Source organism: Microbacterium sp. NPDC012755 (assembly GCF_042901325.1).
GTDB classification, from domain to species: Bacteria; Actinomycetota; Actinomycetes; order Actinomycetales; family Microbacteriaceae; genus Microbacterium; species Microbacterium natoriense.
Genome location: NZ_JBIBCT010000001.1, coordinates 3,388,364 through 3,407,256, shown reverse-complemented (window position 1 = coordinate 3,407,256; position 18,893 = coordinate 3,388,364). Strand labels below are relative to the sequence as shown.

Sequence of the window (18,893 nt, the reverse complement as noted above, 5' to 3'; positions counted from 1 at the left end):
CCCTCGGTATCCAGGATGGATTGCGCAAGCCGGTGATCAACGAGGTCACTGGTTGAGCGGATCACTGCGCAGGGAGACCTGCGCGGAGCCTTCCGCGCAGGTCGCCTTGGCGTTCGATCTCGACGGGCCAACTGATACCGCACCTATCTCAGGTGAAATCTGGATGAGGCCGGGGTTCTTCATGTTCGGCGCATCCGGTCCATACAGTGGGGCGCCGCGTGTTCTCGACCTGTTCTCAGGACATGACGTTCGAGCCACCTTCTTCACTCCAGCCTGGGTGGTCCGGACGTGGCCTAACCTCTGCCGGAGGATCGTGGCCGAGGGCCAGGAGTTGGCTGGCCACGGGAGACCTTCTTCACGCTCGAACCGGAGTCGCAGACTGAGGTGCTTGAAAGAGCCAGCAGACATTCACCGATATCGTCGGGGCGTCCGCATCAGGGTTCCGGGCGCCGTCCGGCGACCTCACGACCGAAACGCTTACCCGTGTCGCCGCTGCCGGCTATACCTACTCGAGTTCGATGCGTAACGGAGACCGTCCTTATCGACGCCTTGGTGCTGACTTGACGGAGATCCCCGTCAAGTCGATGTTCGACGACTATGCCGCCTTCGCCTATCACCGCGCTCCCGATTTCCCGGAAGGACTTGATCGTGTCGCACCCTACGCGCCGGTGTTCCGGAGCTGGATGGAGGAGATTGATGCTGCGGCAGAGGAAGGCCTGACAGTTCCGACTATCTGGCACCCGGAAGTGATCGGAACACCGGGGCGGGTTATCCTCATGAACGAATTCATAGGCGAGCTCGCATCGCGCCCCGACGTGCGGATTCAAACATGTGAGCAGATCGCGGCCGAGTTCGAAGCACTGATCCTCGATGGCATGGACTAAGGGTTCGTTCCCCGTCCTACTCTCGATAGACGTCGACGGACGTTTCGCTCGGGTCTTGGAACGCTCTTCCATCCTCGATGATCAAGGTACGTGCGAAGTCGCCCTAGATTTCTTCTCGCTGCGGGCTGAGGTCCAGGGGTGAGGATCTCGTTCTCTCCGAGAACCATGTCTGCAGTCTGATAGTCACGCCTCGAAACGGAGAGAACGCCGAGCGCCAGAGATCTGAACCAACGCGCAGTCAACTCTTAGGGGAGCCGTGCGGGTCCGTCCCGTCTAGCAACACGCCCTTAGGAGATCTGGAGGATCACCGCTCCGGATCGGGATCCGGTCTCGACGAGTTCGTGGGTAGACGCGCAGTCAGCGAGTGGGAACTTCCGATCGATTCTGACGTCAAGTCCGCCGCAGGCGAGGAGTGTGTTGATCTTCTCGGCGGCGGCGTGGCGCTCCGGATTTGACAGAAGGTAGACCAAAAGGAACTCCAAGCGCACTCCCGCGAACAGAAGTTCGTAGAAGGGGAGAGTCGGCTCGGGAGTTCGTTGGGAGCCGAACGCGACGATCGTGGCGCGGTCGGCGAGTAGTTTGGAGAGGTAGGCGATGTTCTTCCCGAACTCCACCTCGATCGCATGATCGATGCGACGTCCGCCCGTCGCCTGCAGAACGTCATCGACGAAGGTCTGGCTCTGGTAGCTCACGCAACGATCCGCCCCCGCATCGAGCGCCTCCTGGGCATCGTCTACCGTTCGTATGGAGGCGACGACGAACGCTCCGGCGTTCTTGGCGAACTGTACCGCAAGCCGCCCCACGGTTCCGGCTCCGCCGCTGACGAGGACGACGCGGCCGACAACGTCACCGAATCCCGTGACAGCATGGCACGCGGTCAGCACGGGGATACCGAGCGCCGCACCGACTTCGAAGGACACCGTCTCAGGGAGGGGGAAGACGAGACTTTCGTCGATCGCGATGTACTCAGCAGCGGTCCCCATCGGGCGCCGCCATTGACCATTCGCGACCCACACGCGATCCCCGGGCGAGAACCTTTCCGCTCCGCTAGTCGTCTCGACAACGACACCTGCACCATCGCTGTGCGGGACGACCAGCGGAAAGGGGAGCGCGCTCTTTCCCCCTCGAGTGCCGTCCCGGGCTTTCACATCAGACGGGTTCACACCCGAAGCGCTGAGCTTGACAAGCACCTCGCCCGGGCCAGGAACGGGACCAGGGAGGTCTCCGAGTCGCAGCACCTGTCGTGCCTGCCCGGTCCGCTCGTACCAGATCCCCTTCATTGGGAGTCCTCTTGACCAGTTTGCGCTGTAGGGAGGCCGTAGTAGGGGAGGCGTTTGGATATACGGAAGCCGAGCTTCTCAGCCAGTCGGGCGGATGCGGTGTTCCCGGCTCGACACGACCACACCGGTGAGATCCCTTGAGTAAGGAGATCCTCGATCATCCAGGCAGCGACGGCTGCGCCCAGACCCTGCCCGCGCGACTCGGGTGCGGTCTCGATTCCGAGTTCGAGCTCGGCATCGAAGCGGAACGAACTGAACACCAACGCGCCCCGGCACCCGTCCTTCTCGGCCCGCCACCCTCCGCCGCGGGCGAGGAACTGGGCAGGATCCCTCCAGAAGTACGACGGAACCACCGAACCTGGGCGATCGAAGTCCGAGGCTTCCGCTGGTACGATCGACCATCCGATTGGTGCCCCGATGCTTGTCGCAGCGCGGAACAGCGCCGGGTCAAAGGTGAAGTTGAGGCGGGACTCAACGCGCAAAGGAGGCATGCCGCCGGGTTGGGCGAGTCGTTCCGTCCAGGGGAGTTGCGCCCAACGGGGATCGATCTGAAGCCACTCGTCCCGGGTGCGATATGAGCCGTCCAAGAGCCGCTCCACAATCTCATCGAACGCATCGCCAACTCGCTCACCCCAGATCAGCGACATCCCATACGAATGCACGACATGGTGCGCAGCCTCACCACCAGATGCCGAGGACCACAGCTCTCCATCGACGTCTCCCTCAAGGACTGCTCGCGCGAACCCCACGTTCATGTCCAGCCCGAGTAGCCCGGTGTTCCGCTCGCCGCCTGTCATGACCATCCGGTCACCTTATCGCGAGGCAGCTTTCAGGGGCAGTACGCGGCCGATGCCGAATTGCGCACACGAGTCCTGCGGGATTGAGGCGTTGTCGGGGCACACAACGACGCCTTCATTCCGGTGTTCGCGATGCTCATGCCTAGGCCGCGTTGGCGAGGCTTGTTCTCGCCCTGATTCTCTAAGAAGCACCGCTTCGGTCCGAGCTGGCGGCACCAGCGCGCTGGCGGTTTGGGGCTGACTTTGGGGCGGTAGGACAGTCGCTCCCGCAGCGGACGAAACGTGGCCGTCCCGGGGTTCACCGGGACGGTCACGTTTCGCTCTTTTGCTGTGCTTAGTGCTGACGCATCCGGCGACGCACGAGCAGTAGGCCGCCGAGTGCCAGCGCCGCCAGCGCAATCCAGAGAGCCGACACGAGGGGCTCGCCACCCGTTTGTGCCAGATCATCGACGTCTGAACCGTGCGCGGCGGTCACGGTGACTGAGACGCGCAGCTGCGTTGCATCCGGGAGTACCACAACGAGCGTGTGCGCGCCGACCGAGGTTGAGGCCGGGATCCGGACGAGGGTGGAGAACCCGCCCGTCGCAGATGCCGTGGCGGTGCCGAGCGTCACAGGCTTGGAGTGCAGCTCGAGACGCAGTTCCGCACCGGCAGCGAATCCGCTACCGATGACCTGCAGGGTTCCGCCCGCAGGTACCGTCTTCTCGCCGATCGTCACGGCGGGGTCAGTCGCGACCGGCTTGTCATCGGCGACGGTCACAGCGACGCTGGTTGCGTTCGCCGGGGTGTAGCCGTCAAGTGTTCCGCCGACACGCACGGACAGTGCGCGTCCGGCCAGCTCGACAGGGATCGTGAAGGTCGCAGCGGTGGCACCCTCGATCGGCTCACCATCGGCGAGCCACTGGAAGGTGAATGCCGTCCCTGCAGTCCATTCGCCAGTCTCCGCGGTCACCGTCGCACCGACCTTCGCGGTGCCGGTGATCGATGGCGTGCCAACTGCGAGTTCGTTCGGCTGCTGGGTTGCCTGGCATACCTCGCCGCACACCACGAACTCAGCCTGCAGGCCCTTGTGATCGCTGGTCCACAGCGTCTGGGGAGTGAAGATCTCTTCATCCGAGACCGGGAGGGCGCGAGCCCCGCGGACGATGTCGCCCATGGGGCCGACGATCCGCGTGCTGGTCAGGCTCAGACGCTCATCGGGTGCGAAGAAGATGTAGTCGATGCGGTCACGTTCGTCGGCCTCTGGCGCCCAGGCGAGTTCCGAGACGCTGACGTTCGGGGTGTCTGCCGGCCAGGTGAAGCCCGGGTGGGTCACGGGGTCCGGATACATCGAACGATACGCGTCGACCAGTCCGCCGTCACGCAGGATGCTCGTCGTCTGCCAGGGAGCGACGACGCCGTTGTGGTCGTACAGGTTCGCGGTGCTTTCCGTCCAGTCCAGAGCCGATGGCTCGTTCATGTCGGCGCCCATCATCGTGAGTCGTCCAGCTGCGCGCTCTTGTGCCATGTCGGCGGTCAACGCCGCTGCGGCAGCCGGTCGGCTGGAGGCTTGGTTGGCTGCGAGGATCTGCGGCACATCTGTGACCGGGGCGTTCAGCTTGCTCCACCCGCTCCACTCGCTCGGGAAGCCGGGGGCGGCCACATCACCTGCGTATCCGCGGGGGAGGTAGGTGGCGTAGTAGCGGTACTCGAGGTGCCCGCCGTACGCGGCGATCTGGGTGTCACCCACCTGCACGATGGCCTTCATCCAGCCACCCTGCGTGCCCGGCACCGTGACGACGCCGGCATCGACAATCGGGTAGCGCGAGATCACGCCAGCGCTGTCGCCGGTGGAGTGGTAGTCGAAGCCGAGATCCTTGGCGACGGCCGCAGCCGCGTGCTGCGCCTCCTCGACGAAGATTAGATCTGCGCCGATCTCTGTGAGCATCTGTGCGTCGGTCGTTTTGCCCCAGACGTTGAGCTGCACGACCGAGAGGTCGATGGGCTTCGTCGGGTCGACATCCGGGCCCTCGTAGGGATCCTCGCCACCGGGCTCGCCGGTGATCGTGAACGACTTCGGCTGACTGATACGTGTGTACCCGTCGTTATAGAGGTACTCGACCCTATAGCTTCCGGCGGGGAGCGGGTTGCCTGCGCGGTCGATCGTGGGGAGCTGCACCGATCCGCTCGCGCCGGGGGCATAGGCCCAGGCCATGCCGCAGGCGTCGCAGGGTTCCGGCGTGGACGCCGCGTAGATCGCGACCCAGTTCTTACTGGTGGGGCGATCGGTGGCGAAGTCGACAGCGATCGTGCCGCCGACGGAGATCTCGGTGCTCGTGAGGGCGATCTCGGATGCCGAGGCCGCGGCGGCGGGGGAGGCGAGCATCAGGGGCGCTGCGATGAGCGCTCCCGTAGCGATGAGCGCCGTGAGCAGCGGGATGCGCCGGTGTCGGCGTATCCCAAATGCGGGGGACAAAGACATGACTTCAGTGTTCCTTCCGGATACGAGGACGGCGACCCTTATGGGCGCCGGCTGAAGGCTCGAACGTCCTTCCTCGACGCGACAGAACAGCCAGAAGATGACCCTGGGGTGAACGCGATCGGTCCGAAGAGCGGCGACACGTCGAACCGGGCCGAATACCGGGGCCCACGACGCACACCTGTCCAGAGTCGCGCCTCAGGGGGGTCAGGCAGTCTGCCGGGTGAGCGACAATCCCTGCAGCGATGCCTGTACCTGGAACGACATGGCATCGGCCAAGTAGCGGTCGTCGCCCGTCTCGATCGCGCGGCCGTCGGTGGCATAACTGACGCGTTTCACTCGCAGCAGCGGGCTGGAACGCCGGACGTCGAGCAGACGAGCATCCTCACGGGGCGCGGCGATGGCATCGATCGAGTGCTCACCGTGCACCATACGCACACCACGGGCCTCCAACGCACCGACGACCGACGGCTCCTCCGGCGCGAGATCTTCGACAAGCGGAGCGATCCAAGACGGATAGGCGGTACGCTCCAGCATCATGACGCGCCCGTTCAGCAGTCGCAGGCGTACGACTTCGAGCACTTCTCCGATGCCGTGACCGGCCCGGAACAATCGCGCCTCGGACGCCGTCGCTGCCCGTCGCTGCTGTGCGATGACGCGCCCGCCCGGCTCCATGCCTCGGCTCCACGCCCACTGCGCGAACGAGCGCATCTCCGAGAGACGCTGGCTCTGCACGGTCGTGCGCACCAGCCAACCGGAGCCGCGACGAGGGGCGACTGCCCCCTGTCGTGCCATGAGCACCAGCGCATTGCGGACGGTGCCGCGCGACACCTCAAAGGCGATCGCGAGCTGCGCCTCCGGTGGCAGCATCCCCGTGGCGTCGAACGCGCCGTCGGCGATCTGGGTTGCGAGTTCGCGCGCGATCTCTCGGTAGCGATGCATGACGATGACTCCTCTCGGTGGCACCATCTCACGTGAAGGTGCGGGCGTGCCGCCGTCAGCGTATCCGTGGCATCGGGCAGCGATTCGCCCGATCCTCGGCAACCTGTACACCTGCACGCACGTGTCCGCAGGGTTTCGCTCTTCGGCCTCCTGGTGTTCACCTGACATTCGCCTGAGGGCTGGGCGGCGTCTTTCTCGTTCCCGCGTTATTGGTGCAGCGGTCCGTTCGAGATCGACGCGACCGGAGGCTGAGTATGACGCACGACCACTCGCTTGACTGGGGAGTCCTCAGCGACATGGATGGCACGCTGCTCGACACTGAGGGCACATGGATGCAGGTGGTGGAGCAGTTTGCGCGCGACCACGACGGGGCGGATGCGGCGGGCCTCGCCGCGGCGGCGGAGGGGCTCGACCTCGACAGGGCTGCATTCCTGCTGCGCGAGCGGCTCGCCCTCACCGTTACCCTGGCTGACATCGCGGTCGACCTCGACCGTCGCGCGCTCGCTGCCTACGCCAGTGCGGTCACCTGGCGACCGGGCGCACCCGAGCTACTGCGTGGCCTTGTCGATGCCGCGGTACCGCTCGCCCTTGTCACCTCCTCGCCGCGGCATTGGGTCGAGCGGTTCGCGCAGAGCGTCGATCTGTCGGCGTTTCAGTCCACGGTGACCGCCGACGACACAGTGCGCACCAAACCAGCCCCTGATCCCTATCTCGACGGGGCGGCAGCATTGGGGCTTCCCGCCGCGCGCTGCGTCGTGCTCGAGGATTCGCTGGTCGGTGCGTGGTCGGCCGTGTCGGCGGGGTGCGTGACCGTCGTTGTCGGTGATCGGGCACAAAACCTGCCACCTGGGGTCCATCATGTTGCATCGCTCAGCGAGGTCGATGTGCCAATGCTGCGCCGAATCGCCGAGGGCGTGACCCTCTAGCTGTAGGAGGCCAGGACGTTGCTGACGGGTGATGGTGTCGCGGATGCGGGTGGTTGTCCGTCGTGCGCGCCGTGGGGTCGGTGGTAGTTGTAGTGCTGGTTCCAGACTTTGAGTGCGGACGCGCGCTCGGCTTCTGAGTTCCAGGTGCGGGCGTAGAGGAACTCTTCGGCGAGAATCCGGTTGTATCGCTCGACTTTGCCGTTGTGTCGTGGCGTATAGGGCGCGGTGCGCTGGTGGCGGCTGGGGTCGACTGCTTCACGAAAGGCGGTGGCCCGGTAGCAGGAGCCGTTGTCTGTCACGATCCGCTCGATTCGGGTGATGCCGTGGGATGCGAACCAGGCTTTCGCGCGGCCGAGGAACGCGACGGCTGTGACGGCTTTCTCATCGGGAAGGGCCTCGGTGTATGCGAGTCGCGAGTATCCGTCGATGGCCGAGTGCAGGAACACGTATCCGGTCTTCGCTCCACGAGTCTTCGTGCGGGCGACGGCTTTGGCTTCCGCGCTGCCTTTGCCGTGTACGCGCCACCCGCCGCCGTCCGGAATGCGTCCGACCTTCTTCACGTCGAGGTGCACCATGTGGCCCGGGCGTTTGGCCGTGATGCGTTGCGGTTCCCGGTTCGTCTCACCGTTCGGATCGATGAACCTTCGTGTGTTCAGGCCCAGTTGAGCGAGTAGCCGGGTAACGGTGCGCCTGCTGACCGGCGTCTCGACGAGGTTGAGTTCGAAGGCGATGCGGGACGCCGACCATTCGTGCTCGCGCCGCATCACCTCGATCTGCGTCACGAGCTGGCCGGGGGTCGCTGTGGGCTGCCGGATCGGAGCGGATGAGCGATCCAGCAGGCCGAGGTTGCCGAACCGCTTGTACCGGTTGACCCATTTCGAGGCGGTCGCGCGGGAGATGCCCATCTCCTCAGCGACGTGCGCGATGGGCCGGGTTCGGCAGCGGTCAATCAGTCGGCGGCGACCTTCGGGTGAGAGCGGCGCATTGGCATGCAGTCGTGTAGTCATGACGATCTCAGATCAGCTCCAGCACCGGTCCTTCATGGACGGCCCGATATATGACGTTGCGTATCGTGTTGGCCTGGTCCGCGGTCAGCGTGCGGTCGATGGGGCGGAGCACGATCCGCAACAGGAGGTTGACCTGACCGTCCTGAGTGCCGAGCCGAGCGCGCGCTGCCTTGGGCAGTTTCGCGTGCATGGTGCGGCTGAGAACGTCGAGCGACTCGATGACGTCGGCATCGTCGCCGAGGGCGATACGGATACGGTCCCCGAGAGTCTCCTCATCCTCGTCCTCTGCCACGACCACCGAGATGTCGCGTCGGGCCACGGGCAGCAGCGAGACGTGCCGCCACGGTTCAAGCGTGAGCATCTGCACGGCGATGCGTGGGTCTTGCGCCCGAAGGTAACGGATATCGGGGATCCCTTTGCGTAGCATCAGGGCCCGCTCCAGCCCCATGCCGAGAGCGAGGCCGGACCAGTGTTGCGGGTCGAGCCCTGAACCGCGCAGCACGTCGGGGTGGATGCGTCCGCACTCGGCAAGCTCGAGCCATTCGCCCTCGTGGAGGACGTCGATCTGTCGCCCGCCCACCGTGTAGGGGTGCGCGACATCGGTCGTTTTCCACTCAGCGCCCGGAAGCACCGCCTCGACCAATCGGCCGATCATCGTGAGCATGTCATCGTCACCTGTGTCCGGAGTACTGCGGATGCGCCAGAGGTCCACCTGGTGGGGTTCACCCACATGACTGCGATCGACGGCGTCACGGCGGTAGACGAGGCCCGAGGCCACGATCAGCTCATCGACATCGCGCCGTCCCGCATACTCTTCAAGGGCTCTCGGGAGTTCGGCGCTCGTGTGACTGCGGAGCATTACGGTGGGGCTGATGTACCGGGTATACCGACGGGCTCGGGTGACATCGCCTTGGTCGTAACCCAGACGGTCGTAGTTTTCACGCACGGGCACGACCGGAGACTGACGCACGTAGCGGACGGAGGCATCCCACTCAAGTTGCAGCGCGCCCACGACGGAAGCGAGAAGAGTCTGTATGGCGTGCCTGCCCTGAGCGGGGTCAGTGAGGTCGCGCAGCGTCAGCGCATGGCAGAGCTGGTCAGAAGTCAGATAGTCGGCGTGCGACATGTGGAGGTCTCCGAAAGGGTTGCAGGTCAGTGAAGGAGAAGAACTTCCCCCGGCCGTACCTGCGGAGACCTGATGCGCTACGAGCGCGCGTCGTCGACCCCGCGGCCATAACCCGGCCGGGGGCCCCAAAATCGCTGCTGCCTATGCACGGCTCCACACTACCCGCGCAACTACATTCTGACGACGAACGTCAACAACCTCCTGGCCAGCAACATCTAGATGCACTGACCTCGCTGCGCACATTAGGCGACCGGCGGAAGGCCCCGCATGTGCTCGACGGAAGACCTGCTTCAACGAGGCCCTCACTATCCACAATCGTCCCTTCGCTCCTCGATGGGTGACCCTCGCCGGATGCGCACTCGATCTCTTGATGGTCGGACGCGAGTCGACGTCGGATACGAGGTCTGAGTGAGATGTGTTCGCTGTCGGTGACCAGTCCGTCAGTTCGTCGCGGAGTACCGCCAGGGAGCGAAGGAGCTCACGCCACGCCAGCATCCTCGGCACCGTCCTCCGTGTCGATCTGAATGCCCGATCGTGCGATCTGCCGCGCGGGCCGTGCCAGGCCCAGGCAGTGGAGCGCAAAGCACGCGAGCAAACTCACAGTGGCGAACACGAACATCACCCACAACAGGCCCATGTCCGTGTCGGCGGCGGCGAATGCGGGTCGTGCTGGACCCGTGCCGAGCGGTGGGCGGGACCCACCGCTCGATCGGAGCAAGCGCGAATACAACATGTACCTCCGCAGCCGCCGCCAGCGGGTTGATTCCTCCAACGTCAACGCCGAGTGGGACGGAAAGGTCGTTCCCGGCGCCCAGCCCGCGACCTCGGCACCCTGAGCCACACCGCACACAGATCGGAATCATGATGGACATCATCTGGGGCGACATCGCTCTCGCAGCTGGCCGCGTCCTCCTCGTCGGCGCGCTCTTCGGCGCAGGCTTGCCCGCACTGTTCGCACTGGGACTTCGCCTGCACGCGGCCGGAGCAGGCGACGTCGACGGCTCGGTTACGCGACGCCCGGGGCTGACCGCAGCGGGCATCTTGCTGTTTGCGATCGTGATCGCCGCAGTCCTCGTGGGTGTGCTGTGGATCACTCGGAACAGCCTGTACCACTACCTCGGCATCTCCATCTTCGGAGCCTGAAGCATGGCCGACAGCATCGTCTCTTCCGTACTCCGCTGGCTTCGCGCCGGCTACCCCGAAGGCGTCCCGCCGAAGGACTACTACCCGCTACTCGCCCTGCTACGTGACAGGCTAAGCAGCGAGGAGTTCGACGAGGTCATCCGCCGTATCGACTCCCTCGACGCAGACCCGGTTCGAGTGAGTGTCATTCGTGCAGCTATCGAACACGTCACCGCAGAACCGCCGCACGATGACGACGTACGTACCGTCGCCGGAAGACTCGCCGCCGCCGGTTGGCCGCTCAGCGGTGGGGCCCGCAAACTTGCTGCCGCACACACGGCCGAGAACCCCGCAGCTGAGCCCGCAGCGCCGACACACGGCCCCGTGCAACGCGCCCTCGCATGGCTTCGCGCTGGCTACCCGGAAGGTATCCCTGCAACGGACTTCGTCCCGGTGCTCGCCGTTCTTCGGACGCGATTGAACGACGATCAGGTCCGTGAGGTTGCTGATCAACTCATTGCACAAGACCTCGAACGTGACGGGGTCGTGTCGCGCGTCGACGCCCAGATACTGATGACAAGACTCCTCGGTGAACTCCCGAGCGACGATGATCTGCGCCGTGTCGAACGTCGTCTTGCTGAGTCTGGCTGGAATCTTCTATAGCGGGCCGTCTTCTCCTCGCATGCATCAACGATGCCTCTGCCAAGTATCACAACTGATACAGTGATGCGTCATGGTGAGTGATCGGAAAGGGCGAGGTCGCAACGGTGCCGGGCACGCCGGCGGCCAGTTCACGCATCGCGCTAACACGCCGCCGAACGGCTCTCTGGCACCAGTGCAAAGTGATCTGCCGAGCGGCCTGGAAGAGTTGGTTGAATCGGCCGCACGGCTTCAGGACCTGGTGCCCGACGCCGTGCTCGTCGGAGGTTCGGAAGCCGAGCACTACGCGCGGCAGAGGGTGTCGACGGACCACGATTATGTGCTGGCCGACCTGCGTGACCGATTTGGCTTTGTGCTCGATGCGCTGGATCATGATGGTGATTTCGTCCTCAACCGCACCACACCCGGCAGGATCATCCTTGGCGAGCTCGGCGGAATCGAGGCGGGCGTGCGTCAGCTCATCCGCACACGGCCCCTGGAAGTGCAGCGAGTGCGGCTGCGGTCCGGAGCCGAAGTCACCGTCCCGACGTTGGAAGAGATCGCTCGGATCAAGGCGTTCCTGATCGTCAAACGGAACCAGATGCGAGACTATCTCGACGTCGCAGCCTTGTCCGGCGCATATGGCGCCGACGTTATCGGCGACATGCTCGCTCAGGTCGACGACTACTACACAGACCCTTCTCACGCCGACGATCACCCCGTCCAAGCGCAACTCATCAGGCAACTGGCACAGCCCGCGCCGAAGGACCGTTCTCTGATCGCTGACGTCGCGAGGCGCAAGGGGCTCGTGCCGCGTTGGCGGAACTGGGACGATGTTGTCGCCGAATGCCGCACACTCGCCGCGCATGTGATCTGACGAAGGGCCACTACATGCCACTGCGTTTCCGCAACATCGATGCGACCCCAGACGATCCCGTGGAGGCATGGGGATTCGAAGGCATGCTCGCTGCGATCGATCGCGGGTACGCAAAGGACTGGCGGAAACTTGTCGACGCTGTCGCCGCGAACCCCGGCTTGCGTTCCATCTTCGATGAGGCGCGTGACGCTGCCGAGTCTCGAGCGACGGTCGTAGCCATAGATGAGGCATTGCGGTTGGTGTTGCGCACGCCAGCAGAGATCGCATTGGATCGGCTGCGCGGCGCGTTCAAGGCGACACGGATGACGCAGGCGGAGCTCGCATCCCGAATCGGTACATCCCGAACCCGGCTCAACTCGTACCTGTCAGGCGTCGTCACCCCATCGATGGACGTCCTCGTGGCCATTGAACGAATTGCTGACGAGTATCGTGCTCCCGCACTGTCACACAACCTCGTTATGATCTGACGCCGGCACAGCACTAACAGAGGGGCGGGCCGGCCGAGGTGTTCAGGTGAACATCGATGGAAGCACCCCGCTAGGGCCTGGGCCACGCATGGTTTGCGGGTCAGCCGTTGTGTTCTGCCAAGTGACCCAAGAAGGCGGACGGGAGGGCTCCAGGTGACTTCGATTGGGGCGACTTAGTCCCGCGAATCGTTGGGTTATGAGTCCACTGATGGGGGAGTCGTCGTGCGAGTGGCAACGTGGTGAGGTCATCGTTGGAATGATGACGGCGCAGCAGCGAGGGATCGGCAGTTCCAACACTTCGACAGTCGTGATCAGCTGGTCGTCGGTGGGTAGCCCGAGCGTCAGCAGTGTTGCGTGGAGCGCAGAGCGCTAACAAGGATCCATTTCTCTTCAATCGATTTGGCCGGCATCGAACGGTCCAGTATGCGAGCGGCAGTTCACTGCCGGCGAGATCTGCGCAGGATGACGATGCCCCAGACGAGCAGAAGCATCGCCAGGCCTGCGAAGATGCCCGTCCCGGCCACCACTGCACCCGCCGGTGCCCGCATCAAGGCGGAACCGATCAGCACCGGCACGATGCCGTACGCAGCAGCGCTGGCCAACCCGATCAAGTACCAGCCGTTGGTGGACTCGCCCTCCGAGTGTTTGTCTGACATGGCTCACACATGCGCGGTACTTCTCTCCATTGGGTCGGCTACAGCTGCTCCGGGGCGGAGCCGTAGCGATCGGATGAAGTTGATGTACGCGATGAGCTCGGAGAGCACGAAGCCGAGGCCCACGCTCAGGAACAGCGCTCCACTCTGCTGACTCTGGGACGCCTTGACTTGGGCAACGGTGTCGGTGAACACCCAAGAGTGCGGCGCGTCATCGAATGCAGCGGGGCACATCTCATTGGTCGCGCATCCACTGATCCGGGTGGAATCCAGGGACAGGGATCCCAAACTCCCGTTCGACAACGACCAGCTCACGGGGAACGTGAACGACAGCTCCTGGCGCGAGACAGTCTTCTCGGATGTTGTCGCCTTCACACCTACCAGGCGTACCCGCCGGAGCGAACCCTCATCAAGGGAAGGATCAACACGTGCCGCATGATTCTTCATCCACCCTTGCCAGTCATTGCTCAGCTCGTCGACATCTAGCGTCGTGTGATGTTTCACCTCGACACAGGTGACCCCGGCGAGATAGGCCGTGCCGGGCTGATTGTTCAAGTACTCGGACCTTCCTACCGGCCGACGTACCTCTGATGAGTTCCAATCGACCGTACGCATCGACGGGGCGCCTTCGAGATACACATCGTTCAGTTGTGAAAGATCCGTCGAGCTAATCAAGTTGCCGGTAGTGACCAGTTGCGCGAGTTCCCAGTTCGTCATTGTGGTCTTCACCGTTTTGTCTGCGGCGTCCCACGTCTCCATCGGAGCGCACAGCCAATCCGTCAACGACGACGGAGCAGCAAGAAGCACACGCGAAGCCACTGCGACGTCGGGCCACGGTGCCCGCTCGTCCATGTCGTCGAACTGCACCGTGAACATGTTCAGGGAACTCCACCGCGCCTCCCTGGACACGACCAGCCGCGGGACTTGGGCACCCGACGGCGTTTCCACGAGCACTCGAAACGAGCTTGGATCCGGGGCAGGTTCAAAGTCCACGGAACTCGTAGGGAGCGTCGGGAATGCCGGGGCTGCGAGGAACGCAAGCACGACGACGATCGTGACGCTCACGGCTATCCGGACCCAAAAGCCAGGATCACGGAACAGATCGCGCACCACACTATGTGTGCTGGAAATCGCAGAGGCTGGGGGAGCAACGGCGGGCGACTCTGGCGTCGGCGTCAGCGCTTCCAATCGCTCCAGCACGGAGTCGCATTCTGTGCGCAACCGGCGGGCTTCCGCCTCCGCCTCAAGCAGCCTTTGACGAAGGGCCCGTGACTCGCGGCCGCTCACCCGGTCGACCCACATCCGCAGCCGGCCCATCAGTTGATCCGAAAATCATCGGAGCCCACAGAACCGTGCCGCAGGGGTGGTGGGGTAAGAGCCCCGAAGCCCTGGAGATATAGCACATGATCGGCTTGGAAGACAAGAAGCAGCTCCCCGGACAGTTGAGTCCTTTTGCAAGGTCCAGCTCCCAACGACATTCGGACACACATCTTTGCCCCCCATTCAACTCCCGCGTATTTTCGCGGCAAAGCGGGGCACGTGACCCCGTTCTCAAAAGCTGCACGATACTACTTAACCTCGTTCTGAGGGCCCCGAATCGACCGATTCGGGAGCGAAGATCAGCTTCTTGGCGCGTCGAAGAGGTGCGACGGTCGTTGCAGGGTTTGGTCCTGTCATGTAGCCCAAGTTGATGGCGTGATCGAGGATCTGTTCAGGAGGCCTTTGACATTTCGTGCGAGTGGAGCGTGTGCCCTTGCCATCTCCGTGTAGTAGTCGAATACTCGGGACGGCACAATTTCGGTGACCTGGGCATCACCGAACGCGGGGAGAAGATGTCGCTTGAGCATCCTCACGTGCTCGGCGTGTGTGCCCCGCGCCTTCTGGTGATCGGGGAGCTTGAGCTCTTCGTACTCGAGCCACTTTGCGACGACCTCGGAGAAGGTGGCTGACGGCGGCACCGGGGAAGCAGTCGTCGCAGCGATCAGCTCAGGAAGCCGCTGTTTGAGTTTCCGGTCGACGGCGATCTTCGTACGGGCCGAGGCAGTTGCTTCGCGCCGCGTGCCCTCGAGCGTGCGGTAGTAGACGCGTCCGACGAAGGTGCCGTCGTTGGTTTGTCGGATGATGATGTCACCCCAGGAACCTGGGGTCAGTTGAGGTCGTGCCATGGTGTGTTCTGACTGCTACGCGGCCGGCGGCCAGTTGCGGCGGTCCAGGCTGTCCATCCAGCGGCGGACCTCCTCACGCGGGTACCTGAGGTGCTTGCCGAACTTGCTCGGCCTGGGGCCGTAGTCCTTGAAGTTCCACTGATACAGCGTGCTGACCGGAATCTGCGCCCAGACGGACAACTCCTTGATCGTCAACAGATCAGGGAGGCCGTCCAGGTTCCGGCCGGACAGGTGCTCTTCGGTGTCGATGTGCGTGTCGCTCATGATCACCACATGCGCGGCGCCGTCGTAAAAGTGTGCAGATCCGGACTTCGAGTCTCTCCGGATACTCCCCGTTGCTTGCCACTGGCTGTGGTCGGAACATGTTGATTGTGGGGAGTAAATGGGGAGCAGAGGCGAAAATCTCTACCAAAGAAACACGAAAACCCCTGGGCGACCAGGGGTTTTTCGTGGACCTGAGGGGACTCGAACCCCTGACCCCCTGCATGCCATGCAGGTGCGCTACCAGCTGCGCCACAGGCCCATCTGCTTCCCCGAACCTTCCGGGGCAACTCGAAAAGCGTACTACAGGTGTCGGCATCAGCACCAATCCGGCGCTCGATCCCGGGCGCGTCGTTCTAGGCTGGGCGCATGACGAGCATCCACGCGATCACCCCGGCCGACTTCGACGAGTGGTTCGCGCTGTGGAATGGATACCTGACGTTCTACGAGTCCGATGTGGCGGGGGATATCTCGCGCGCCACGTTCCGTCGGATCACCGCGGATCAGGAGCTGCACGGGGCGCTCGCACGCGACGACGAGGGTCGCGCGATCGGCCTGGTGCACTGGCTCACCCACGCGGCGACGTGGAGCCCCGCGGGCTACTGCTACCTCGAAGACCTCTTCGTGGCTCCCGACGTCCGCGGCGGCGGAACGGGGCGCGCTCTCATCTCGCACGTGCAGGACTGGGCGCGGGCGCACGGCTCGTCCAAGGTGTACTGGCTCACGCAGGAGGGTAACACCACCGCTCGACGCCTCTACGACAGCGTCGCGACGCACACCGGCTACACCCACTACGAGATCGACCTCTAGGAACAACGCGGATGCTGTGGATGTTGACCCCGGCGTGAGCATCCTCGACAGTCTCGTGATCGGCGCCGGCCAGGCCGGCCTGTCGACGTCATACCATCTGACGCGCCTCGGCATCCGTCACGTCGTGCTCGACGCCGACGATGAGCCGGGCGGAGCGTGGAGGCACCGCTGGGACGCCCTGACGATGCGCGATGTGCACGGGGTGGCCGAGCTCCCCGGAGACACGCCGCCGCCGCGCGACGATCAGCGAGCAAACCAGGCGGTGCCCGCGTACTTCGCGGCGTACGAGCGGGCGCACGCACTGCCCGTCGTGCGACCGGTCCGAGTGGACCGCGTGCACGATGAGGGCGGCGTCCTCCTGGTCAGAGCTGGTGATCGCGAGTGGCGGACCCGCACGCTGGTGAACGCGACCGGCACGTGGACCCACCCGTTCCTGCCCCACTACCCGGGCATGGAGACCTTCCTCGGTGAGCAGCTGCACACCGTCGACTACCCCGGTCCCGCGCATTTTGTCGGCAGGCGCGTGCTGGTCGTCGGCGGGGGAGCGTCGGCGGTGCAGTTCCTCGGCGCGCTCGCCCCGCTCACCGACACCCTGTGGGCGACCCGTCGTGAGCCCGTCTGGCGTACCGACGACTTCACGCCGGAGGCCGGCGCCGCCGCTGTCGCCCTGGTGGAGCAGCGTGTGGCCCGCGGACTCCCGCCCGAGAGCGTCGTGAGCGTCACCGGCCTCATGCTGCGACCCCAGGAGCGCGAGGCCGAGAGGCTCGGCGCCTATGCGGCTCGACGCCCGATGTTCGAGCGCATCGAGCCGGACGGCGTTCGCTGGGCAGACGGATCCTTCGAGCGCGTCGACGTCATCCTCTGGGCGACGGGATTCCGGCCTGCGATCGGCCACCTCGCACCACTGCACCTGCGCTCTGCGGCGGGCGGCATCCAACTGGACCGCGGCGGTCGCGGCACGACGTCCGTGGCGGACCCCCGCGTGCAACTGGTCGGCTACGGCCCCTCTGCGAGCACCATCGGCGCGAATCGCGCAGGGCGTTCCGCCGCGAAGGGCGTCCAGCGAGTGCTCATGGCGAAGCCGGCCGAGAGCACCACCGTGCGCTGACCCACGGGTCCCTGTACTTGTGGGCTCGCGCCGATATTCTGGGGCGATGCTGCGCATCGCGTTCCTGATCATCTGGCTGCTGCTGTCGGCCTGGCTCGTCGTGTGGACGGGTGAAGGGCTGTTCGGGGTGAACCAGCGCGAGTCGATCCTGCCCTTCTCGGGAGAGGACACGCTGGGAGGGCCGATCCTCATCGGGGTCGCCTGGGGCCTGATCCTCACGTTCGGGGGAACGATGTCGGGTCTCGGGCGCCGCAAGCGGGTGCGCGGCCACTCGCAGATCGGCGTCGGCCGCATCGTCGAGGTGACCCGCACCGGTCTCACGGTGAACGACGTGCCGCAGTACGACATCTTCATCCGCGTGGCGCCGGGCTCCGGTGGGGAGTTCGTCAGCCAGCTGCGGATGCTCGTCGACGCGACCGACGCCGGGAGCCTGCAGGTGGGCCAGCCTATCCCGGTCCGCTACAGCCTCACCGACCAGGACACCGTTGAACTGGCGGACATGACCGATCCCGTCGTGCGCGAGGCGATGCTGACGTGGCGTATCGAGCGCGGGCTCCTCGACCCGCGTCTTGTGCGGGCGCGGACGACCGGAACGCAGGTCCCGGCATCCGTCCTGGCGATGCGGCCCACCGGCCGACGCCTCGAAGGGCAGAGCGAGCTCGCGCTCACGGTGCTGATGGCTCCGGAGGGCGCGGCGACCTGGGAGGCCGACACCACCGCGTTCGTCTACCCCGAGGCGCTGTCGCACTTCCAGGTCGGCGCGCCCCTGTGGGCGTTCTACCGCCGGGAGGATCCGCAGACCGTGGCGGTCACCGTCGAGAAGGAGGCGGGGCGATGAACGTGCTGGACACGCTGATCTGGCTGGTGAACTTCCCGGCATCCCACGGCTACGCGATGGTGTTCATCGCGGGGTTCTCGATCCTCGGCCTCTTCGCCATGTCGGTGAGCGGTGCGAGCCCGGTGAGCGCGCTGCGCCGGGTCAGGGAGCGCGAAGGGCTGCTGCACGATCAGCGCCCTCCCCGTGGTCGCACCTGGGGTCGCGTCACGAGGATCGCGTTCCGCATCCTCGCCTTCCTGATGCTCGCGAACCTCGTGATCGGCATCCTGAGCCTCACCGGAGTGCCGGTGACCCGGGCCTACATCTACGAGCACGGCGAGACCGCGCAGGCGACGAGAGACGGCGACTGGGTGACCTTCACGGCATCCAATGGGGTCGAGTACACGCTGGAGAGCAACTTCTTCACGCCCGCCGTGTACCCCGACCGCGACGTCTACCTCCCCTCCGGGGAACCGGTCACCGTGCGATACCTGCCCGGCCATCCTCAGGCGTTCGTGATCGACAGCGCGAGAGGGCAGCGCTGACGTCGGAAC

At 64.8% G+C, this 18,893-nt stretch carries 21 protein-coding genes and 1 tRNA gene; 11 read left to right on the top strand and 11 right to left on the bottom strand.

The window, feature by feature from the left end; all coding sequences use genetic code 11:
- The first annotated feature begins 163 nt into the window (after positions 1–163).
- A complete protein-coding gene (locus ACFY5A_RS15965; RefSeq protein ID WP_387235975.1) occupies positions 164–526 on the top strand; it encodes a polysaccharide deacetylase family protein in 363 nt (120 codons plus the stop codon).
- Positions 519–884 carry a hypothetical protein gene (locus ACFY5A_RS15960; RefSeq protein ID WP_387235452.1) on the top strand — a complete coding sequence of 122 codons (366 nt, stop codon included), beginning with the start codon at positions 519–521 and terminating at the stop codon, positions 882–884. The genes ACFY5A_RS15965 and ACFY5A_RS15960 overlap by 8 nt, the downstream gene beginning before the upstream one ends.
- 287 nt (positions 885–1,171) lie before the next feature.
- Here the strand turns inward: ACFY5A_RS15960 and ACFY5A_RS15955 are convergent, their stop codons facing one another.
- The 4 genes from ACFY5A_RS15955 to ACFY5A_RS15940 all read right to left on the bottom strand — a co-directional run bounded on the left by ACFY5A_RS15955 (position 1,172) and on the right by ACFY5A_RS15940 (position 6,361).
- Positions 1,172–2,164 (bottom strand): NADPH:quinone reductase, encoded by a 993-nt coding sequence (locus tag ACFY5A_RS15955; RefSeq protein ID WP_387235449.1) that lies wholly within the window; start codon positions 2,162–2,164, stop codon positions 1,172–1,174.
- A complete protein-coding gene (locus ACFY5A_RS15950; protein WP_387235446.1) occupies positions 2,161–2,967 on the bottom strand; it encodes a GNAT family N-acetyltransferase in 807 nt (268 codons plus the stop codon). Before ACFY5A_RS15950 ends, ACFY5A_RS15955 begins: the two co-directional genes overlap by 4 nt.
- A 328-nt stretch (positions 2,968–3,295) precedes the next feature.
- Entirely contained in the window at positions 3,296–5,422 is a 2,127-nt protein-coding gene (locus ACFY5A_RS15945; protein ID WP_387235443.1) for an endonuclease/exonuclease/phosphatase family protein, read from the bottom strand.
- A 204-nt stretch (positions 5,423–5,626) separates the two neighbouring features.
- Positions 5,627–6,361: a GntR family transcriptional regulator gene (locus ACFY5A_RS15940; protein WP_387235440.1), complete on the bottom strand. Its 735-nt coding sequence runs from the start codon at positions 6,359–6,361 to the stop codon at positions 5,627–5,629.
- 254 nt (positions 6,362–6,615) lie between these two features.
- Here ACFY5A_RS15940 and ACFY5A_RS15935 point away from each other — a divergent pair, with 254 nt between their 5' ends.
- On the top strand, positions 6,616–7,287 hold the full coding sequence (locus ACFY5A_RS15935; protein ID WP_387235437.1) for an HAD family hydrolase: 672 nt from the start codon (positions 6,616–6,618) through the stop codon (positions 7,285–7,287).
- Here the strand turns inward: ACFY5A_RS15935 and ACFY5A_RS15930 are convergent.
- Both ACFY5A_RS15930 and ACFY5A_RS15925 read right to left on the bottom strand, forming a co-directional pair.
- Positions 7,284–8,294, bottom strand: coding sequence for an IS481 family transposase (locus ACFY5A_RS15930; protein WP_387235434.1), 1,011 nt, complete (start codon positions 8,292–8,294; stop codon positions 7,284–7,286). The genes ACFY5A_RS15935 and ACFY5A_RS15930 overlap by 4 nt on opposite strands.
- Positions 8,295–8,301: 7 nt before the next feature.
- Positions 8,302–9,420, bottom strand: a complete 1,119-nt coding sequence (locus tag ACFY5A_RS15925; protein ID WP_387235431.1) for a hypothetical protein — start codon at positions 9,418–9,420, stop codon at positions 8,302–8,304.
- Between the two features lie 861 nt (positions 9,421–10,281).
- Between ACFY5A_RS15925 and ACFY5A_RS15920 the strand changes: the two genes are divergently transcribed.
- From ACFY5A_RS15920 to ACFY5A_RS15905, 4 genes are all read left to right on the top strand, one after another.
- Positions 10,282–10,563 carry a hypothetical protein gene (locus ACFY5A_RS15920; RefSeq protein WP_387235428.1) on the top strand — a complete coding sequence of 94 codons (282 nt, stop codon included), beginning with the start codon at positions 10,282–10,284 and terminating at the stop codon, positions 10,561–10,563.
- A 3-nt stretch (positions 10,564–10,566) separates the two neighbouring features.
- Positions 10,567–11,205 (top strand): DUF3349 domain-containing protein, encoded by a 639-nt coding sequence (locus ACFY5A_RS15915; RefSeq protein WP_387235425.1) that lies wholly within the window; start codon positions 10,567–10,569, stop codon positions 11,203–11,205.
- 70 nt (positions 11,206–11,275) lie between these two features.
- The gene (locus ACFY5A_RS15910; RefSeq protein WP_387235422.1) at positions 11,276–12,058 is read left to right on the top strand and encodes a hypothetical protein; all 783 of its coding nucleotides are present in this window, start codon (positions 11,276–11,278) and stop codon (positions 12,056–12,058) included.
- A gap of 14 nt (positions 12,059–12,072) precedes the next feature.
- Positions 12,073–12,525: a helix-turn-helix domain-containing protein gene (locus ACFY5A_RS15905; RefSeq protein ID WP_387235419.1), complete on the top strand. Its 453-nt coding sequence runs from the start codon at positions 12,073–12,075 to the stop codon at positions 12,523–12,525.
- Between the two features lie 437 nt (positions 12,526–12,962).
- Here ACFY5A_RS15905 and ACFY5A_RS15900 read toward each other — a convergent pair whose 3' ends face one another.
- From ACFY5A_RS15900 to ACFY5A_RS15880, 5 genes are all read right to left on the bottom strand, one after another.
- Positions 12,963–13,181, bottom strand: coding sequence for a hypothetical protein (locus ACFY5A_RS15900; protein WP_387235416.1), 219 nt, complete (start codon positions 13,179–13,181; stop codon positions 12,963–12,965).
- 3 nt (positions 13,182–13,184) lie between these two features.
- The gene (locus ACFY5A_RS15895; protein ID WP_387235413.1) at positions 13,185–14,495 is read right to left on the bottom strand and encodes a hypothetical protein; all 1,311 of its coding nucleotides are present in this window, start codon (positions 14,493–14,495) and stop codon (positions 13,185–13,187) included.
- 356 nt (positions 14,496–14,851) lie between these two features.
- Entirely contained in the window at positions 14,852–15,343 is a 492-nt protein-coding gene (locus ACFY5A_RS15890) for a hypothetical protein (protein WP_387235410.1), read from the bottom strand.
- Positions 15,344–15,358: 15 nt separating this feature from the next.
- Positions 15,359–15,607: a helix-turn-helix domain-containing protein gene (locus tag ACFY5A_RS15885; protein ID WP_387235407.1), complete on the bottom strand. Its 249-nt coding sequence runs from the start codon at positions 15,605–15,607 to the stop codon at positions 15,359–15,361.
- Positions 15,608–15,793: 186 nt separating this feature from the next.
- A tRNA-Ala gene (locus ACFY5A_RS15880) sits at positions 15,794–15,866 on the bottom strand.
- Between the two features lie 107 nt (positions 15,867–15,973).
- On the opposite strand from ACFY5A_RS15880, the gene ACFY5A_RS15875 reads away from it, so the two are divergent.
- From ACFY5A_RS15875 to ACFY5A_RS15860, 4 genes are read left to right on the top strand one after another with little or no spacing between them, the layout of a single operon-like run.
- Positions 15,974–16,414 carry a GNAT family N-acetyltransferase gene (locus tag ACFY5A_RS15875; RefSeq protein WP_387235404.1) on the top strand — a complete coding sequence of 147 codons (441 nt, stop codon included), beginning with the start codon at positions 15,974–15,976 and terminating at the stop codon, positions 16,412–16,414.
- A 34-nt stretch (positions 16,415–16,448) separates the two neighbouring features.
- Positions 16,449–17,522, top strand: coding sequence for an FAD-dependent oxidoreductase (locus tag ACFY5A_RS15870; protein WP_387235972.1), 1,074 nt, complete (start codon positions 16,449–16,451; stop codon positions 17,520–17,522).
- Positions 17,523–17,568: 46 nt separating this feature from the next.
- The gene (locus ACFY5A_RS15865; protein WP_341941961.1) at positions 17,569–18,360 is read left to right on the top strand and encodes a hypothetical protein; all 792 of its coding nucleotides are present in this window, start codon (positions 17,569–17,571) and stop codon (positions 18,358–18,360) included.
- Positions 18,357–18,884 (top strand): hypothetical protein, encoded by a 528-nt coding sequence (locus ACFY5A_RS15860; protein ID WP_387235401.1) that lies wholly within the window; start codon positions 18,357–18,359, stop codon positions 18,882–18,884. Before ACFY5A_RS15865 ends, ACFY5A_RS15860 begins: the two co-directional genes overlap by 4 nt.
- The last annotated feature ends 9 nt before the right edge of the window (positions 18,885–18,893 follow it).

Bases quoted from the DNA above. Each gene is read 5' to 3' on its own strand.
- ACFY5A_RS15945 (WP_387235443.1), bottom strand. From the start codon at position 5,422: ATGTCTTTGTCCCCCGCATTTGGGATACGCCGACACCGGCGCATCCCG.
- ACFY5A_RS15860 (WP_387235401.1), top strand. From the start codon at position 18,357: ATGAACGTGCTGGACACGCTGATCTGGCTGGTGAACTTCCCGGCATCC.
- ACFY5A_RS15940 (WP_387235440.1), bottom strand. From the start codon at position 6,361: ATGCATCGCTACCGAGAGATCGCGCGCGAACTCGCAACCCAGATCGCC.
- ACFY5A_RS15930 (WP_387235434.1), bottom strand. From the start codon at position 8,294: ATGACTACACGACTGCATGCCAATGCGCCGCTCTCACCCGAAGGTCGC.
- ACFY5A_RS15925 (WP_387235431.1), bottom strand. From the start codon at position 9,420: ATGTCGCACGCCGACTATCTGACTTCTGACCAGCTCTGCCATGCGCTG.
- ACFY5A_RS15900 (WP_387235416.1), bottom strand. From the start codon at position 13,181: ATGTCAGACAAACACTCGGAGGGCGAGTCCACCAACGGCTGGTACTTG.
- ACFY5A_RS15950 (WP_387235446.1), bottom strand. From the start codon at position 2,967: ATGGTCATGACAGGCGGCGAGCGGAACACCGGGCTACTCGGGCTGGAC.
- ACFY5A_RS15890 (WP_387235410.1), bottom strand. From the start codon at position 15,343: ATGGCACGACCTCAACTGACCCCAGGTTCCTGGGGTGACATCATCATC.
- ACFY5A_RS15905 (WP_387235419.1), top strand. From the start codon at position 12,073: ATGCCACTGCGTTTCCGCAACATCGATGCGACCCCAGACGATCCCGTG.
- ACFY5A_RS15935 (WP_387235437.1), top strand. From the start codon at position 6,616: ATGACGCACGACCACTCGCTTGACTGGGGAGTCCTCAGCGACATGGAT.
- ACFY5A_RS15895 (WP_387235413.1), bottom strand. From the start codon at position 14,495: ATGGGCCGGCTGCGGATGTGGGTCGACCGGGTGAGCGGCCGCGAGTCA.
- ACFY5A_RS15865 (WP_341941961.1), top strand. From the start codon at position 17,569: ATGCTGCGCATCGCGTTCCTGATCATCTGGCTGCTGCTGTCGGCCTGG.
- ACFY5A_RS15910 (WP_387235422.1), top strand. From the start codon at position 11,276: ATGGTGAGTGATCGGAAAGGGCGAGGTCGCAACGGTGCCGGGCACGCC.
- ACFY5A_RS15960 (WP_387235452.1), top strand. From the start codon at position 519: ATGCGTAACGGAGACCGTCCTTATCGACGCCTTGGTGCTGACTTGACG.
- ACFY5A_RS15915 (WP_387235425.1), top strand. From the start codon at position 10,567: ATGGCCGACAGCATCGTCTCTTCCGTACTCCGCTGGCTTCGCGCCGGC.
- ACFY5A_RS15965 (WP_387235975.1), top strand. From the start codon at position 164: ATGAGGCCGGGGTTCTTCATGTTCGGCGCATCCGGTCCATACAGTGGG.
- ACFY5A_RS15955 (WP_387235449.1), bottom strand. From the start codon at position 2,164: ATGAAGGGGATCTGGTACGAGCGGACCGGGCAGGCACGACAGGTGCTG.
- ACFY5A_RS15875 (WP_387235404.1), top strand. From the start codon at position 15,974: ATGACGAGCATCCACGCGATCACCCCGGCCGACTTCGACGAGTGGTTC.
- ACFY5A_RS15885 (WP_387235407.1), bottom strand. From the start codon at position 15,607: ATGAGCGACACGCACATCGACACCGAAGAGCACCTGTCCGGCCGGAAC.
- ACFY5A_RS15920 (WP_387235428.1), top strand. From the start codon at position 10,282: ATGATGGACATCATCTGGGGCGACATCGCTCTCGCAGCTGGCCGCGTC.